The 14878-nt window shown below is 52.3% G+C and carries 12 protein-coding genes; 4 read left to right on the forward strand and 8 right to left on the reverse strand.

The genetic code is table 11. From position 1 onward, the window contains the following. Positions 1-260: 260 nt before the first annotated feature. The 8 genes from mprF to HPT30_RS07500 form a co-directional block, all read right to left on the reverse strand. Positions 261-2912, reverse strand: a complete 2652-nt coding sequence (gene mprF / locus HPT30_RS07465) for a bifunctional lysylphosphatidylglycerol flippase/synthetase MprF (protein ID WP_175370789.1) — start codon at positions 2910-2912, stop codon at positions 261-263. A gap of 593 nt (positions 2913-3505) precedes the next feature. Further along, positions 3506-5167: a glycerol-3-phosphate dehydrogenase/oxidase gene (locus tag HPT30_RS07470; RefSeq protein WP_175370790.1), complete on the reverse strand. Its 1662-nt coding sequence runs from the start codon at positions 5165-5167 to the stop codon at positions 3506-3508. A gap of 230 nt (positions 5168-5397) precedes the next feature. Continuing rightward, complete coding sequence (gene glpK, locus HPT30_RS07475) at positions 5398-6891, reverse strand: glycerol kinase GlpK (protein ID WP_175370791.1); 1494 nt, start codon at positions 6889-6891, stop codon at positions 5398-5400. Positions 6892-6906: 15 nt separating this feature from the next. Next, on the reverse strand, positions 6907-7470 hold the full coding sequence (locus HPT30_RS07480) for a glycerol-3-phosphate responsive antiterminator (protein ID WP_175370792.1): 564 nt from the start codon (positions 7468-7470) through the stop codon (positions 6907-6909). 153 nt (positions 7471-7623) lie between these two features. Then, on the reverse strand, positions 7624-8232 hold the full coding sequence (locus tag HPT30_RS07485; RefSeq protein ID WP_175370793.1) for an alpha/beta hydrolase: 609 nt from the start codon (positions 8230-8232) through the stop codon (positions 7624-7626). Then, complete coding sequence (locus HPT30_RS07490) at positions 8229-9179, reverse strand: ring-cleaving dioxygenase (RefSeq protein ID WP_175370794.1); 951 nt, start codon at positions 9177-9179, stop codon at positions 8229-8231. Before HPT30_RS07490 ends, HPT30_RS07485 begins: the two co-directional genes overlap by 4 nt. 17 nt (positions 9180-9196) lie before the next feature. Continuing rightward, positions 9197-9598 (reverse strand): DoxX family protein, encoded by a 402-nt coding sequence (locus HPT30_RS07495; RefSeq protein WP_175370795.1) that lies wholly within the window; start codon positions 9596-9598, stop codon positions 9197-9199. Between the two features lie 146 nt (positions 9599-9744). Then, on the reverse strand, positions 9745-10221 hold the full coding sequence (locus HPT30_RS07500) for a MarR family winged helix-turn-helix transcriptional regulator (protein ID WP_175370796.1): 477 nt from the start codon (positions 10219-10221) through the stop codon (positions 9745-9747). Positions 10222-10583: 362 nt separating this feature from the next. On the opposite strand from HPT30_RS07500, the gene HPT30_RS07505 reads away from it, so the two are divergent. The 4 genes from HPT30_RS07505 to HPT30_RS07520 all read left to right on the forward strand — a co-directional run bounded on the left by HPT30_RS07505 (position 10584) and on the right by HPT30_RS07520 (position 14400). Then, the gene (locus tag HPT30_RS07505) at positions 10584-11264 is read left to right on the forward strand and encodes a futalosine hydrolase (RefSeq protein WP_175370797.1); all 681 of its coding nucleotides are present in this window, start codon (positions 10584-10586) and stop codon (positions 11262-11264) included. Continuing rightward, positions 11264-12115 carry a 1,4-dihydroxy-6-naphtoate synthase gene (locus HPT30_RS07510; RefSeq protein WP_175370798.1) on the forward strand — a complete coding sequence of 284 codons (852 nt, stop codon included), beginning with the start codon at positions 11264-11266 and terminating at the stop codon, positions 12113-12115. The genes HPT30_RS07505 and HPT30_RS07510 overlap by 1 nt, the downstream gene beginning before the upstream one ends. Before the next feature lie 438 nt (positions 12116-12553). Further along, entirely contained in the window at positions 12554-13375 is an 822-nt protein-coding gene (locus tag HPT30_RS07515; RefSeq protein ID WP_175370799.1) for a class I SAM-dependent methyltransferase, read from the forward strand. 383 nt (positions 13376-13758) lie between these two features. Further along, positions 13759-14400 carry a DUF559 domain-containing protein gene (locus HPT30_RS07520; RefSeq protein WP_217622291.1) on the forward strand — a complete coding sequence of 214 codons (642 nt, stop codon included), beginning with the start codon at positions 13759-13761 and terminating at the stop codon, positions 14398-14400. The last annotated feature ends 478 nt before the right edge of the window (positions 14401-14878 follow it).

Genomic DNA, 14878 nt, shown 5'->3' on the forward strand with positions numbered 1-14878 from the left:
CTCGTAGCTGCTTCGCTCCGGGCTAGTGCACGGTTGACTTGAATTCAAACCGTTAACATCGCCTGTGGAGACGACATAAATCACATATTCAGCAGCAAATAAAAGAACCCCTTCTCCACCTATTGGCGGAAGGGGTTCTTCATGTATCTCATAGTTTATCGTGCTGTGATTTGCTTCTAGTAATAGTATGCAGGCTCCATAATTGGGTAGGTAAAAGGAATTCAACAGACCCCTTTCCCGTTATTCCCACCCGGCAAAACCTACTCCTCTGCCTCCGGATGCTTGGATACGAGCCGCACCAGATCCAGAGTCAGAATCGGCAGTTGCAGGGAGGCCGGATACGCTAGATAACGCGGTTCCCACTCTGGACCAAACTTCTCCTTGTAGCGGCGCAGGCCGGAGAAGCCATACCAATGGCCTCCCTTCTTGAAGACCAGACGGGCGAGCTTCTCTTCCCGCAGCGCACCGGCATTCTGACCAACACTGGACAGAGGGGCATTACCAAGATTAAATCTTTGATAGCCCTGGCCCTTGGCCCATTCCATCAATCGGATGAATAAATAATCCATTGTCCCGTTCGGCGCCTGCTTCCGGTGACGCATCAAATCTATGGAGAGTGTCGTACCCCCGTCATACCCGGGAACAAGTGTAGCGAAGGCTACCACCTCACCAGAAGCCTGTCTCAGCAGTGCAATTGGAGCGAACTGCAGATAGGCTTCCTTGAACCAGCCGAGCGAATACCCTTTCTCCGTCCGACCCCCCAGCCACTCTCCCGAAATCGAGCGCAGTTCTTTGATTAGGACGGCTGAATGCGGCTGTTGCGATATTTCAAATTGGTAACCTTCCCGTTCAAAACGGTTGTTGACACTACGCAGGTCGGCATTCTTGCGGCCACTGAGTGTGAACGTCTCCAACGATACCATAGCTTCTTCGCCAAGCTTGAAGAAATGATAGCCCTGCTCATGATATACCGGCAGGAACGCAGGTGTAGCCTGATAAAAGACCACGGACAACCCATACTTGTCCGCCGCCTGCCGGAACTCACTGATGGCGTTGTTAATAAGCTCCTTCGCACCCAGCGGATCACCAAGCACAACAAGCTTATCACGCACCCGGGAATAAGGAAGCAGCACTTGTCCATCCTGTGCCCAATAGAAGCTTTTGTCACCCAGAAACAGCATATGAGTTAGGGAGTTGCCAGGCACCTTCTTCAAAAATTGTGTCAGCCGGTCCATCTCCGGAGGGCCTGACAGCTCCTCGGAATCACGGTGAGGCCGGAGCGTGACAAACATCGTCAGCAGGAGCCAGGAGAAGATCAGTCCGCTGGCTGCGGTAAAGGCAACATTACTGTGTCGTTGCAGCCACTCCGGATGAATGCCTGGCGGAAGATGCTTCATAAACCCGCGATGCACATGACTGCCGAGCAAATAGTAGATAACGGCAATCACCGAAGTCAGCGCCAACCACCTGGCCGTACTCTGCCGGCTGACCGGCGCGCTGACCCGGTAGAACCGGGCTCTGGATATCCAAAGGATCACCCCGACTACCAGCAGGAAGATAGCCTCCTCGTAATCAAAACCTTTGGTAAAAGCAAACAGCGCGCCCCCCAGCAGCGAGAGGCTGGTCCAAATATAGGCTCTACGGATCCGCAGGGAGATGCCCCGTGACAGCAGGATGAGCATAAAGCCGATCAGGACGGATAAATGATGTGATAACCGCATGATCGGAAATGACAGCAGCTTTTCCGTGATCTCCAACCGGTACAGCAGTTCCGGCGTTGCTGCAGACAGCAGCAGAATGAGACCGCTGGCAAAGACCAGTTTGCCTAGCGCCCATACCCCAAGGTCGCTGAGGAAGGTATACTGTCCTGGCCAACGCCAGATTTTCTGCCACAGATTCAGCGAGGGCTCCAGCCCCACAGCTGCACGTTCCAGCATTTTTCTGCCCTGCAGCCCGATCTCCAGCGCGGCCAGCACGAGACCGATCAGCCAGGGAATCAGATAATAGAACAAACGGTAGATCACCAGCACCGCCATAGCCTGATCGGTCTGATAACCCATTTGGGTCAGCCCCAGAAGCGCGATCAGGTCGAACGCCCCGATCCCGCCGGGAGCCATACTGAGAATACCGGCGATGGCCGCAATCGTATAAATACTGAAGATGGTCACAAAATGCACACCACCCAGCAGGTGGTGGCCAATCGACCAGAATGTAATGCCGGCAAACAGCCATTCCAGGAACGACGCCCCGACCGAACTACCTACCGTGATCCACGGTGTTCGTCCCTGGCCACGGTTAATCCATTTGGCGTACAGTGCCGACCGCTGGACGAACACAAAGAATGGCAGGTAGAGCGCCATGCCCCAGACTGCGAACACCAACCAGCGATGCTCTTGCATCAGTCCCGCCGCGGGTAGAATACCAAAGATGTTGCCCCAGGATAACAGGGATAGTCCCGTAATCATAAGCGGTGACAGGAACACGATCGCCGGTGTCAGAACAGCCGAGGATACACCGCTCTTCTTATATAGCAGTGTCCGTAGCCCCACACCAGCCAGCCCGGCAAACCCAATCAGGTTATTAAATGTATTGGCAATCCATGCATAACGGAACGTGCTCCATAAACTTACCTTCAGCTTGAAATGAGCACGAATCAAATAGTCGTAAGCACTCATTACCGCTACCGCAAGCAATGCTATCCCCATCATCTGAAAGATGGATGATGCCGGAACGTCCTTCAGCTCGCGAAGCGTACGTCCCAGATGAACCTGCTTCAGCTCATGCTGCCCTTCCCAATATACAAGCGCTATAATCGCCAGCGGAAAAAGAGCGCGTACCGCCCGAATCCGGTAAATGGATACCAGTAGCCTCACAATCTTGAACCGCTCCAGCGCCTCTTTCATTGAATGCATAAATCCACCTGCCCTTGCTACTGCCACACGTTCCGCCGGCAAAACCTGCCGCACTGTCCTTGGTCTGGGCAGCGGTTCATGTGCGAGAATTTCAACTTGTCCATTATAACAATACGTAAACCGGCTGGCATGTAACAAACAGCACCTGTAACCATCACATTACCTCTAATATATAAGACTGAATCCAGAGCAGATACCCTGCAATATAGCCTTATTTATTTTACCAGAAACTAGATCATCTATCCCCTTTACCATCCACCCTAAACGAGCCTGCTTCCATAGTTTACTAAGAGCGTAACCAAAAAAGTACGCCTCTGCAACTATATGGTGGAAACGCAGATATTGATAGCTATGTAGCCGCATGAGAGAACTTTATTTCAGTATGAATTGGAAAAGAGAGCTAACCACGTCCACCAAAACGCATAACTAGCCCCTGTATTGTCCGCTACTTGATTCCAAGAAAAAAAGGACGGAGTCAGGAATGTCTTCCTGCTTCCGCCCTGAAACGAACTGGAGTTACGCTCCCTTGTTCAGATTTCCGGCAACATCGACCGTATTACAATCGCCGCTTCTTCTGTTAACCAGTGTCACGCCTAGGCATCCGCAGCCTGAATCGCCTCGGCCAACCGGTCATTTAATTCTTCGGCATACTGAGCCGTCAATTCTGTCGTCCATCCGAAATATTTTCCCATATAGGCGGTTACAGCAGCCTTCCACGCCTCTACCCAGGCTATATTGAAGAAAAGCGCACCCGTGCGGCGGATAAAAAAGTCCACCGGCTTCAGCGTCATCTCCTCTTCTATAGAATACAGTAGAGCCGCCAGCAAGGATGCCGGCAGTCCTGCCGTCTCTGCTTCAAGAGCGTGCTTCGTAATTAACGCATAAACCGCGCCAATGTTAGAACCATACCTCCGTACCAGTTGCTCCGCTTCATGTGGCGACAGCCCCAGCCTCGTTCCCTCCGGAATACGTTCTTGCACAAACTTCTTATACTGAATGGATCCACCAACATCACCGCCGGAGATCGGCATGTGCCCGGTCTGGCATCCGGAAATAGCAGCAAGTCCAGCAGCATTCCGTTGCTTTGCGACCAGATCCACCACCGTCTCCGCCATTTTGCGGTAGCCAGTCAGCTTGCCGCCAGCCATAGAGATCAGACCTGAAGCCGAGACGAAAATTTCATCCTTGCGGGAAATCTCGGACGGGCTTTTGCCCTCTTGATGTATCAGAGGACGTAGTCCTGCCCAACTGGATTCTACATCATCGTCCGTTAGTTCCATGCCGGGGAACATTTCATTAGCAGCGTGAAGGATATACACCCTGTCAGCTTCAGTAACCAGCGGATTTACCAGATCACCTTTATAATTCGTATCGGTCGTCCCTACATAAGTTTTGTTGTCCCGCGGGATCGCGAACATCATGCGCCCATCAGGGGTATCAAAATAAATCGCCTGCTTCAGCGGGAAACGCCCCTGGTCGAATACTAAGTGAACGCCCTTAGATAAATGCAGCATTTTGCCCTCTTTGGACTGGTCCTTCTCCCTCAGTGTATCTACCCAAGGTCCGGCGGCATTGATGATATGCTTCGCACGAAGCTCATAAGAACGTCCGCTGAACTGATCCGTCATTACTACACCCGCCAGCTGCTTATTATCATAAATAAACTGTCCCACCTTGGCATAGTTCACAGCCAGCGCCCCGCGCTTCACAGCCTCCTTCAATACTTCAATCGTCAAGCGGGCATCGTCCGTCCGATACTCCACATAATAACCACCGCCTTTGAGACCCTGTTGCTTCAACAGCGGTTCTTTGCCCAGTGTCTTCCCAGCGCTCAGCATCGTTCGGCGCTCGCCCTTTTTAACCCCAGCCAAGTAGTCATAGACCCGGAGTCCAAGGGATGTCGACATTCTCCCGAAGGTACCCCCCTCATAAATCGGCAGCAGCATCCATTCCGGTGTAGTGACATGAGGTCCATTCTCGTACACAATCGCCCGTTCTTTGCCCACCTCTGCCACCACACCAATCTCCAACTGTTTCAAATAGCGGAGTCCACCATGCACAAGCTTGGTCGACCGGCTAGAAGTGCCCCCGGCAAAATCCTGCATCTCTAAAAGGGCGGTCCGCAGGCCGCGGGTCTGTGCATCCAAAGCAATTCCCGCTCCTGTAATGCCCCCGCCAATCACCAGCACATCCCATTCCTGTTCCGCCATTTGATTCAGATATTGATCTCGTTTGCCTGCCGAAAAAGTTCCCATGTCTATTTCCTCCCATACAAGTAGAAACGGTGTGCCGTCCTCTAAGGGACGGTATCCGTATCAGCGAGAAATATAAGGATATTTATAATGTAAAACATATAAATTCTTATATTTGCAAAAAAAACCACAAACATGCCGGCTGCGATAGCTTGCGCAGCGGCTGTTGTGGTTTCTCCAGTTCTCCAACCCATTGTATTAACTTGTTGAGGTAAGTATACCATGCCCATTTTTTAGTGAAAAGCCTGTGCGGCACGTACCGCCTTTTTCCATCCGCCGTACAAAGCATCTGCTGCCCCTTCATCCATCGTTCTGTCGAAGGCGCGCTGAATCTGCCATAATGCAGAGATCTCATTCTGATCCTGCCAGAATCCTACAGCTAGACCCGCCAGATACGCCGCTCCGAGCGCCGTAGTCTCGCTAATCACTGGCCGCTCTACCGTAACACCCAGCATGTCGCTCTGGAACTGCATCAGGAAGTTATTACGGGCTGCGCCACCACCCACCCGCAGCTTTTTGAGAGAAATCCCGGAGTCCTCCTCCATGGCCGCAAGTACATCACGGGTCTGGTAAGCCAGCGATTCCAAAGTCGCACGAATCAGATGCTCCTTCGAGGTGCCTCGAGTCAGGCCGAACACTGCACCCCGAACCTCACTGTCCCAATACGGTGTGCCCAGGCCAACAAAGGCTGGCACCACGTAGACGCCTTCCGTTGAATTCACCCGCGAAGCGTATTCCTCACTAACCGCGGCATTCTTGATCATCCGCAGTCCGTCACGAAGCCACTGAATGGCTGAGCCAGCCACAAAGATGCTGCCCTCCAGCGCATATTCAACCTTCCCGTTTAACCCCCAGGCAATCGTAGTCAGCAGTCCGCTTGCTGAGGCAATGGCCTGCTCACCGGTATGCATCAGCATAAATGCCCCGGTGCCGTAGGTATTGTTCGCGGTCCCTTGCTCAAAGCAGGTCTGCCCGAATAATGCGGCCTGCTGGTCACCCGCAGCGCCTGAGATCGGTACAGCGGCATTGAAGAAATGCTGGCGATTGGTATAGCCATAAACTTCGGAGGACGACCGGACCTCTGGCAGCATGGAGCGTGGAATATTTAACAGTGCCAGCAGCTCCTCATCCCATTGCAACTCGTGAATGTTGTACATCAGCGTCCGCGATGCATTAGAGTAATCGGTCACATGAGCGCCCCCGTCAGTTAGCCGCCAGATTAGCCAGGTGTCCATCGTCCCGAACAGCAGTTCTCCACGTTCCGCCTTCTCCCGTGCGCCCGGAACATGGTCCAGAATCCACTTTACCTTTGTGCCCGAGAAATACGCGTCCAGGCGCAGACCTGTCTTTTGCCTGAAGATTTCATCATGACCCTGAGCCTTGAGATCCTCACAAATCTCCGTTGTTTGTCGGGACTGCCATACAATTGCATGATACACCGGCATCCCCGTAGCCCGATCCCAAACTACGGTCGTCTCCCGCTGATTGGTGATCCCGATGGCAGCCACCTCCTCCGGAGAGATAGCGGTCTCGGTGAACAATGACGAAATGACCGCCAGAATGGATATCCAGATCTCATTGGCATCGTGCTCCACCCAGCCCGGTTGTGGGAAATGCTGCTTGAATTCCTGCTGAGCAATATGAATAATCGTACCTTTACGATCAAATAGAATGGCTCTTGAGCTAGTCGTGCCTTGGTCCAAGGCCAGAATATACTTTTTATCCACACTGCACCTCCAGGTTCATTTTATGTTATCGTAATGCCGGCACAGATCCATTTGGGAAGTCGTCACGGCGGTTGCTCCTGCTGCCAACGCCTTTTCCACATCGTCCACAGTACGAATCAGCCCGCCAGCAAAAATCGGAATACCTGTACGCTCCCTCACTTCTGCGATAAGGCCCGGGATGACACCCGGCAGCACCTCAATATAATCAGGCTGTGTCCGTTCTAACAGAGCATAGCTTTTATCCAGAGCACTGGAATCCAGCAGAAATACCCGCTGAACGGCCAGTAAACCGTTTTGCCGCGCTTTGAGAATCACATTGGCCCGGGTCGAGATCAAGCCGGCAGGCTTGATGCTCTGGCATAGAAAATCTGCCGCAGCTTCATCATTCTTCAGTCCTTCAACCAGATCCACGTGCAGCAGCAGCTTCTTCCGGTGTGATTTTGCCAAATTAACAATGTCCTTCAGTTGCCCGATATGGCTCTCGAGCAGCACAATATATTCGTAGGAGGATTGCAACAGCTTCTCCAGATGCTTCATCTTTCGGATCGCAGGTAAAACAGTCTGTCCCTGAATGGACATGGGCGCTGCCCCTTTCCTAGCATGAGTGTGTCGCTCTATCCGCTACTACCAATATAACATTTATTACAGCAAAAAGAGCAGATCACGCACATCCATCGCCCCTTCCGGGATTAGCAAATGGATATGCTGTTTCTGCTCTGTCGCTGTACACAATCAGACTAATTGCAGCTTCAGCCAGTCTCTGGCCGCTTCCGCCTCTTCCACATTCAGGCGATGCCCCTGATTGCCCCAATACGTATTCACAGCTGCGCCTGCGCCTTGCAGTAGTTCTTCCAGCTCCCGGCTTTCATGCGCCGGAACCATCGGATCATTCATCGAAGTGCCGATGAAGACCGGAAGACCGCTCATATCCGGTAGATTGAGTCCACGCAGTGGTACCATCGGGTGCAGAAGCACTGCAGCCTGGAAAGCCTTCCCGTAGTGGAACAGCAAGCTACCAGCAATGTTGGCACCATTGGAATAACCAACGATAACTGTTTTGTCGGCAGAGAATCCGTATTTGGCCGCCGCCTCGTCCAGAAACTGCTTAATCTCCTGCGTGCGGAAGATCAGATCTTCTTCATCGAAGACCCCTTCCGACAACCGCCGGAAGAAGCGGGGCATCCCATTCTCCAGCACATTGCCACGAATGCCGAGCACGGACGATCCCGGGGAAAGCAATCCCGCGAGTGGCAGCAAATCCTGTTCGTCACCACCCGTTCCGTGGAACATTACCATTACTGGCTTACTCTCATCTGTGCCCTTGTGAAATACGTGTATCATTTTGACTTCACTCCAATCTCTCGAATGTCAAACGGCTGTAAATTAGCTTCAATCGCGGCACGGTGCGGTTCATACCAAGTAGGGAGCATCAGCTTCTCACCTAGCGCGTCCGGCTCCTCGTCGCGGGCAAAACCGGGAGGGTCTGTAGCAATCTCAAACAGAATACCGCCTTCTTCACGGAAGTAAATAGCGTTGAAGTATTGGCGGTCCTGAACAGGCGTCGGTTGGTAACCGTGGCTCTGCACAAGACGACTCCAGGCAAGCTGCTCGGCATCATCGCTGGCACGCCACGCAATATGGTGTACCGTTCCAGTGCCTCCCGAGCCATGCGGCACAGGCTCTGCCTTCAGATCAATAATATTACCCAGCTCTCCCGCCGCTCTGAAGCGGAGATAGCCGTCCCCTTCGGCAATGACCTCCATGCCCAGTGTACGGGACAGCGTATCCGCTGTCTTAGCTGGCTCTGTGCTGTACAGAACCGCCCCGCCAAAGCCCTTGATGGCGTGCTCTACAGGAACCCCACCAAAGGACCAGCTACTAAGCGGACCCTCTTCACGCTCCACAAGCTCAATCCGCAGACCGTCGTAGTCAGCAAAGGACAAATAGGACTCGGAAATCCGGCTGACTTTGGTTACTGAAATCTGGTATGCAGCCAATCGCTGCTCCCAGAAGTCAAGCGATCCTGTTGGCACAGCATAAGTGGTTACGCCAACCTGCCCGCCGCCAATTCTCCCCTTACGTCCCATCGACCATGGAAAGAATGTAATAATCGTTCCGGGAGCTCCGCTTTCGTTCCCGAAATAGAGATGGTACACCTCCGGTGCATCGAAATTGATGGTTTTCTTCACTAATCGTAGTCCGAGAATACCAGCATAAAAGTCAACATTCCGCTGCACGTCGCCCACAAAAGCTGTAATATGATGAATGCCTGCGCTTCGTAATGTCATAATTATCTGCCCCTTTCTTAGTTAAACCACAGTGCGTCAAGTGAAATCGATCCGGCCCCGGTCAGAGCCACTCCGGCGGCAACCACTAGTAAAGTGAGGGGAAACTCAATTCCGTTAGCCGTGGCCCAGAACCCGTTCGGCGCGTGAACCTTCACAATCGCTCCAAGCATGGTGGCAATAATCAGCGCCGAAGCGAGCGGAGTCAGAAGCCCGAAGGTGAACAGCACTCCGCCAACCAGTTCCATCACCCCCGCCAGCACCGCCATAGTTACACCAGGCTTCATGCCGATGGACTCCATCCAACCTCCGGTTCCCTTGGGACCATAACCTCCGAACCAGCCAAACAGCTTTTGGCTACCGTGCCCGATGAAAGAAATCCCGATCACCAGTCTGAGTAATAATAAGCCTACGCTAACCATTTTTACCCCACTCCATTCTCTTTGATTTAATTATCTTAATATTAAGATATTAGGTAAAAAAATTTGATACTTCTTCTTATATCGACTTCCCTGTTCCTGACACTATTCTTTCCGGATTTCCGGCAAGGGCCGCAGTTATTGCCGCCCTATACGCCTTTGCCGAGTCTCTTCAGCAGTTCCGTTGCCTGTTCCTTCTCTTCCGTGTTCAATCCGCCCATCAGACGATGCAGGGAAGAAACATGAAGCGGAAAAATATCGTCGAACAGCTCCCGGCCTGCAGTTGTAATCTCAGCATAGGTTACCCGCCGGTCATCGCTGCACGGAACACGCTTCAGCAAGCCCTTGTTCTCCAGCTTGTCGATATTGTACGTAATACTGCCGCTGGTCACCAGAATCTTCTCACCGATCTGCTGCAGTGGAATACGTGTTCTGTGGTACAGCACCTCAAGAATCATAAATTCAGCGGAAGACAAGCCGTGACTCTTCATATCCTTCACTGCCAGATCCATCAAGGTCTTGTAAGCTTTAGACAAGACGACGAACAATTTCAAGGAAGCCGCTTCATCCTGTTCCTGCTCCGCTCCGTTTGTATTCCCTGATAAAGGTTCTTGTTCAATACTCATATGCTCCACCTCCCTGTAATTTATTATGAATGAATCAATTTCATAAGTGAGCGTCTAATCATCGATATCTAGTTGTACATGGTTAGGTATAACTAGATAGATATCGTACCTATTCGGATTGACATCCGCATTATGAAATTGATTCGAGAGAGAATATTTGTCTTTAAGTTAATTATCTTTAATTTAAGATAAATATACGCCTCATCCATGCCATTGTCAACAATCTTCCGTGGAAATTTTGTCCGAATTGACCTGGCTCGCAAAACGGCGTATTCTTTGTCTTACGAATATCTAAAATGTAAGCCTCTTCATTTCTTAACAAATACCACTATATTACTTTTCGTTTAAAAGGAGGCCTACTCATGACATCTGCTACACCAAATGATGCCGCGGGGCAGGCTGAGCGGCGTGTGCTGATCGTGACTGCGGTCGCGGCGGAACGCGACGCCGTCCTGCGCGGGCTGCAGGGCAGCAGCAGGTTCCACGTTGTGGCTGCGGGCGCGGGCACCGCAGCCGCTGCGGCGGGTACCGCCGCGGCCCTGGCAGCCGGCTCCTACGACTGCGTCATCAACGCCGGGATCGGCGGCGGGTTCCCGGGGGTGGCCCCGGTAGGCTCGCTGGTGATTGCCAGCGAGATGATTGCCGCCGACCTCGGGGCGGAGACGCCGGAGGGCTTCCGCAGTGCTGCCGAGCTTGGCTTCGGCAGCGTGACCGTGCCGGGTGATTCCGGCACGGTCGAGGCCCTTACGGCCGCGCTGACAGCGGCCGGCCTTGCCGTCAGCACAGGACCTGTGCTGACGGTGTCTACGGCGACCGGCACGGCAGAGACGGCCGCCGCTCTTGCGGCGCGCCATCCCGGGGCGGCCGCCGAAGCCATGGAAGGCCACGGGGTCGCCGTGGCCGCACATGCGCTGGGGCTCCCGGTGCTGGAGCTCCGCGCGATTTCGAACCCGGTCGGTCCCCGCGACCGGGCAGCTTGGGCCATCGGCGAAGCGATGGACGCGCTTGCGGCAGCGGCCGCTATCCTAAAGGAGGTGCTGTAATGAATAACGAGCTTAATATTGCATTTTCCCCTTGTCCAAATGATACCTTTGTATTTCATGCCTGGGCGCATGGGCTGGTGGCGGATGCCCCGGCACTGAATGTGATGTACGCCGATATCGACATTACGAACGGGCTCGCTGCCGACGGCACTGGACCGGAAGTACTCAAAATCTCCTACGCCGCCCTGCCTTGGGTACTGGAGAACTACCGGCTGCTGCCCTGTGGTGGCGCCCTCGGCCGTGGCTGTGGGCCACTGGTACTGACCGGAAACGGTCCGCTCGCGGTAAGACGTCCAGCCGGGCTCGCCGGACGCAGGATCGCTGTTCCCAGCGAGCGTTCCACTGCCTATCTGTTGTTCCGATTGTGGGCAGCCCAGAACGTTCCAGGCGGTGTAGGAGAGATCGTCGTCATGCCTTTTGACGAGATCATGCCCGCTGTACGCGATGGGAAAATTGACGCCGGACTGGTGATTCACGAAGCCCGCTTCACCTACTCTTCCTATGGCCTTAATCTCCTGACGGATCTCGGCAGCTGGTGGGAAGAAGATACCGGACTACCGATCCCGCTTGGAGCCATTATCGCCCGCCGCGATCTGGATGCCGAAGCCATCTCCGGATGGATTCGCAGCTCCCTGCAATATGCCTGGGATCATCCGACGGACTCCCGCGACTACGTGCTAAGTCATGCCCAGGAGCTCTCCCCGGAAGTGGCAAAGTCTCATATCGATCTCTATGTTAACGAATTTAGCATGAACCTTGGCGATAGCGGCTATGAAGCCATCACGTCTTTATTGACCCGTGCTGCTGACGAAGGACTTGTTCCGGCGATAGATCCGGAATTGCTCCGGTAACACCCAGAACTACGGGGGAACCCTTTGCAACCGTATAGTTCCTGAAGTTACTTCGGTAACACTGGGAACCTACGGTGATCCCTCTACAACCATGTAGTTTACGGAGTTACTCCGGTAACACCGTAAACCTACGGCGAACCCTGTACACCAATTAGTTCACGGAGTTGCTCTCTAAATAACGAAACCTACGGGGTCTCCCTCCGTGTAGTTCCGGAACTGCTCCGGTAACACATGGAAACTACGGGACCTGCCTCTACAAACCATACCATCCCCGGTCATGTCATTTGGCGCCGGGGATTCTTTATATTTAAGCCATCTGATAATGTGACCTTGCGAAATGAAACCGCTATTCTTAGAGCCACGTTGGATCAGGAGGGTGTATAGTAACTATAGAATCAAGAATGGATGAACCCATTCAACCCCAAGGAGGAGAACCGTATGATTCCTGCCGGAAACAGCAAACCGAATATCGACCGTTTTCTTGGCTTTCAGGAGGACTATGACCGTTACCGCCCAGAGGCCCCACAGATAGTGTCTGAACTGCTCACCACTTACCTCGGACACCGACCTGCCCTTGTCGCAGATATTGGTTGCGGCACCGGATTGTCCACCTTCATCTGGAACCATGCAGCTGATGCAGTTCATGGCATCGAACCCAATCCTGATATGTTGGGCAAGGCACAGCAGAAGCTCGCAGAAATGTCAGATGCCGCAGCAATCTCTTTTGCCCAAGGTTATTCCAACCAATTACCGTTGGCAACAGGCAGTGTAGACATCGTTACCTGCTCGCAGTCTTTTCACTGGATGGAGCCTGTGAGCACACTCCAGGAAATCTCCCGTGTCCTGCGGGACGGAGGCGTCTTCGCCGCGTATGACTGCGATTGGCCGCTGGCCCTGCAAGCGAATGTCGAGATTCTATATAACAACCTAATTGACAAGGCAAATGAGATCTTGGACACGTTGGTGCCGGCATCAGAAAGAGCGCACAAGTGGGATAAGGACAGCCACCTGGACAGAATCAAGGACAGCGGATTGTTCTCCTTCGCCCGTGAAATCGTATTTCACCATACGGAGACCTGTGATGCAGCACGATATATCGGCCTGGCCCTCAGCCAGGGAGCCATCCAAACCGTGTGGAAGCTTGGCTCCAAGGATCTTGACGGCAGTATCACCGAATTCCAGACCGCGGTAGAGCAGCATTTTCAAGGCAAGACTCTAGATGTGCTAATCAGCTACCGGATGCGACTCGGAGTTAAATAAGACCCGTTAGTGTGTTCGACCTTAAAGCCGTAAATAAAAGGTATCAAGGTATATCCATTGTTTCAAATAGTAAATCAGGCTTAACCAGCAATCGTAGGATCTCTGAGCCCGCAGTGCTTTTATTCATAAGACATCTAGCACCAAGCACCAAGCACCAACCATCAATTATCAACCATTAACCATCGACCACCGATCGCTGATTATGGTTATGAGCCGCCAAAAATGCATACTAACTAGACTGGTCAAAAACCCGAATTTACCCTATACTGACCAGTAAGAGACGAAGAACGTCCCGATCCCCTTACCCAAGGGGCTTCGGGGCGTTTTTTTATGATTATGAAAGGGTGAGAGTGGTGGGATTTGAGGAAGCACACGCATCATTCATGGCAAAACATCTTGCAAGTAGAACCGGAGAACGGCTCTCCAGACTGGAAAGGGGGCATCGTCACGCCGAATCCCTGTTCCTGCACAATGTCTGGTGGCCGGTACGTGGTAACTTAAACGACTTGCATCCGGAGTATGAAGTCGCTGATTGGCGGGGCAGATCTTATTTTGCTGATTTTGTATGGCTGCCGGGCTATCTCAAACTATTAATTGAAATCAAAGGTTTTGCTTCCCATGTCCGCGACATGGATCGCCAGAAGTACTGTAACGAACTGAATCGGGAAACCTTTCTTTGCGCTATGGGTTACCAGGTGATTTCATTTGCTTATGACGATGTGGAGCAACGGCCCGACCTATGCGTCACGCTGCTACGTATGGTACTGAGCAGGTATCAGTCATCTCCGGCACCCATCTCCCGCATAACGCTTGCAGAAAAAGAAATCGTTCGACTGGCTCTAGGAATGCCCCGGGGACTGCGCCCAAAGGATATTGAGATTCATTTGGAAGTAGATCACAAAACAGCTGTCAGACACCTACGCACTTTGTGTAATAAAGGTTATTTGCTCCCCGTTCGGGGAGATGATCAACAACGGGTAATGCGTTACGAGTTAGCCCGTGGAATGATCGATTACTTGAGTTAAATTTAAGTAACTAATGAGTAATTCTCTGCCACTGGTGATTCTCAATCTAATCAAGGTGGGTTTAGTGAATTCACCAGTTTAATGATTGGGTATAGCGGTTCTCTAACTTACTGATAACAGGAAAAACTCCTGTTATTCTAATGTTTATACGTGTCCGCATGATAACAACTGGAAAAACTCCTGTTAATTCAGCCAAATAACTTTGTCTTGGGCATTTTCCATTGAAATAACGGGAGTTTTTCCAGTTATTCCGAAGGTTTCGGGCTTATCGATGATATTAACTGGAGAAATTCCTGTTATTCAATTGCCCATCCTCATTTCGCCCACATCCTCCTCCATCTCCCCTTCTATCTACCTCCTTTTCCCCTCACTACCTCCCTTCCCACTACGCTTCACTACACCCTTTGCTTCTTCTAACGCTCCATTCCCCCTCTACTCCACCTTCCCCCTATACGGTAGGCTAACCAACCGGAGCCAC

Origin of the sequence: Paenibacillus agri (assembly GCF_013359945.1) — a bacterium.
Classification (GTDB): Bacteria; Bacillota; Bacilli; order Paenibacillales; family Paenibacillaceae; genus Paenibacillus_AQ; species Paenibacillus_AQ agri.

What these genes read in the sequence shown, in the direction of transcription:
- HPT30_RS07515 (WP_175370799.1), top strand. Translation starts at nt 12,554, where the DNA reads ATGATTCCTGCCGGAAACAGCAAACCGAATATCGACCGTTTTCTTGGC.
- HPT30_RS07520 (WP_217622291.1), top strand. Translation starts at nt 13,759, where the DNA reads ATGGCAAAACATCTTGCAAGTAGAACCGGAGAACGGCTCTCCAGACTG.
- HPT30_RS07470 (WP_175370790.1), bottom strand. Translation starts at nt 5,167, where the DNA reads ATGGGAACTTTTTCGGCAGGCAAACGAGATCAATATCTGAATCAAATG.
- HPT30_RS07485 (WP_175370793.1), bottom strand. Translation starts at nt 8,232, where the DNA reads ATGATACACGTATTTCACAAGGGCACAGATGAGAGTAAGCCAGTAATG.
- mprF (WP_175370789.1), bottom strand. Translation starts at nt 2,912, where the DNA reads ATGCATTCAATGAAAGAGGCGCTGGAGCGGTTCAAGATTGTGAGGCTA.
- HPT30_RS07495 (WP_175370795.1), bottom strand. Translation starts at nt 9,598, where the DNA reads ATGGTTAGCGTAGGCTTATTATTACTCAGACTGGTGATCGGGATTTCT.
- HPT30_RS07490 (WP_175370794.1), bottom strand. Translation starts at nt 9,179, where the DNA reads ATGACATTACGAAGCGCAGGCATTCATCATATTACAGCTTTTGTGGGC.
- HPT30_RS07505 (WP_175370797.1), top strand. Translation starts at nt 10,584, where the DNA reads ATGACATCTGCTACACCAAATGATGCCGCGGGGCAGGCTGAGCGGCGT.
- HPT30_RS07510 (WP_175370798.1), top strand. Translation starts at nt 11,264, where the DNA reads ATGAATAACGAGCTTAATATTGCATTTTCCCCTTGTCCAAATGATACC.
- HPT30_RS07480 (WP_175370792.1), bottom strand. Translation starts at nt 7,470, where the DNA reads ATGTCCATTCAGGGACAGACTGTTTTACCTGCGATCCGAAAGATGAAG.
- HPT30_RS07500 (WP_175370796.1), bottom strand. Translation starts at nt 10,221, where the DNA reads ATGAGTATTGAACAAGAACCTTTATCAGGGAATACAAACGGAGCGGAG.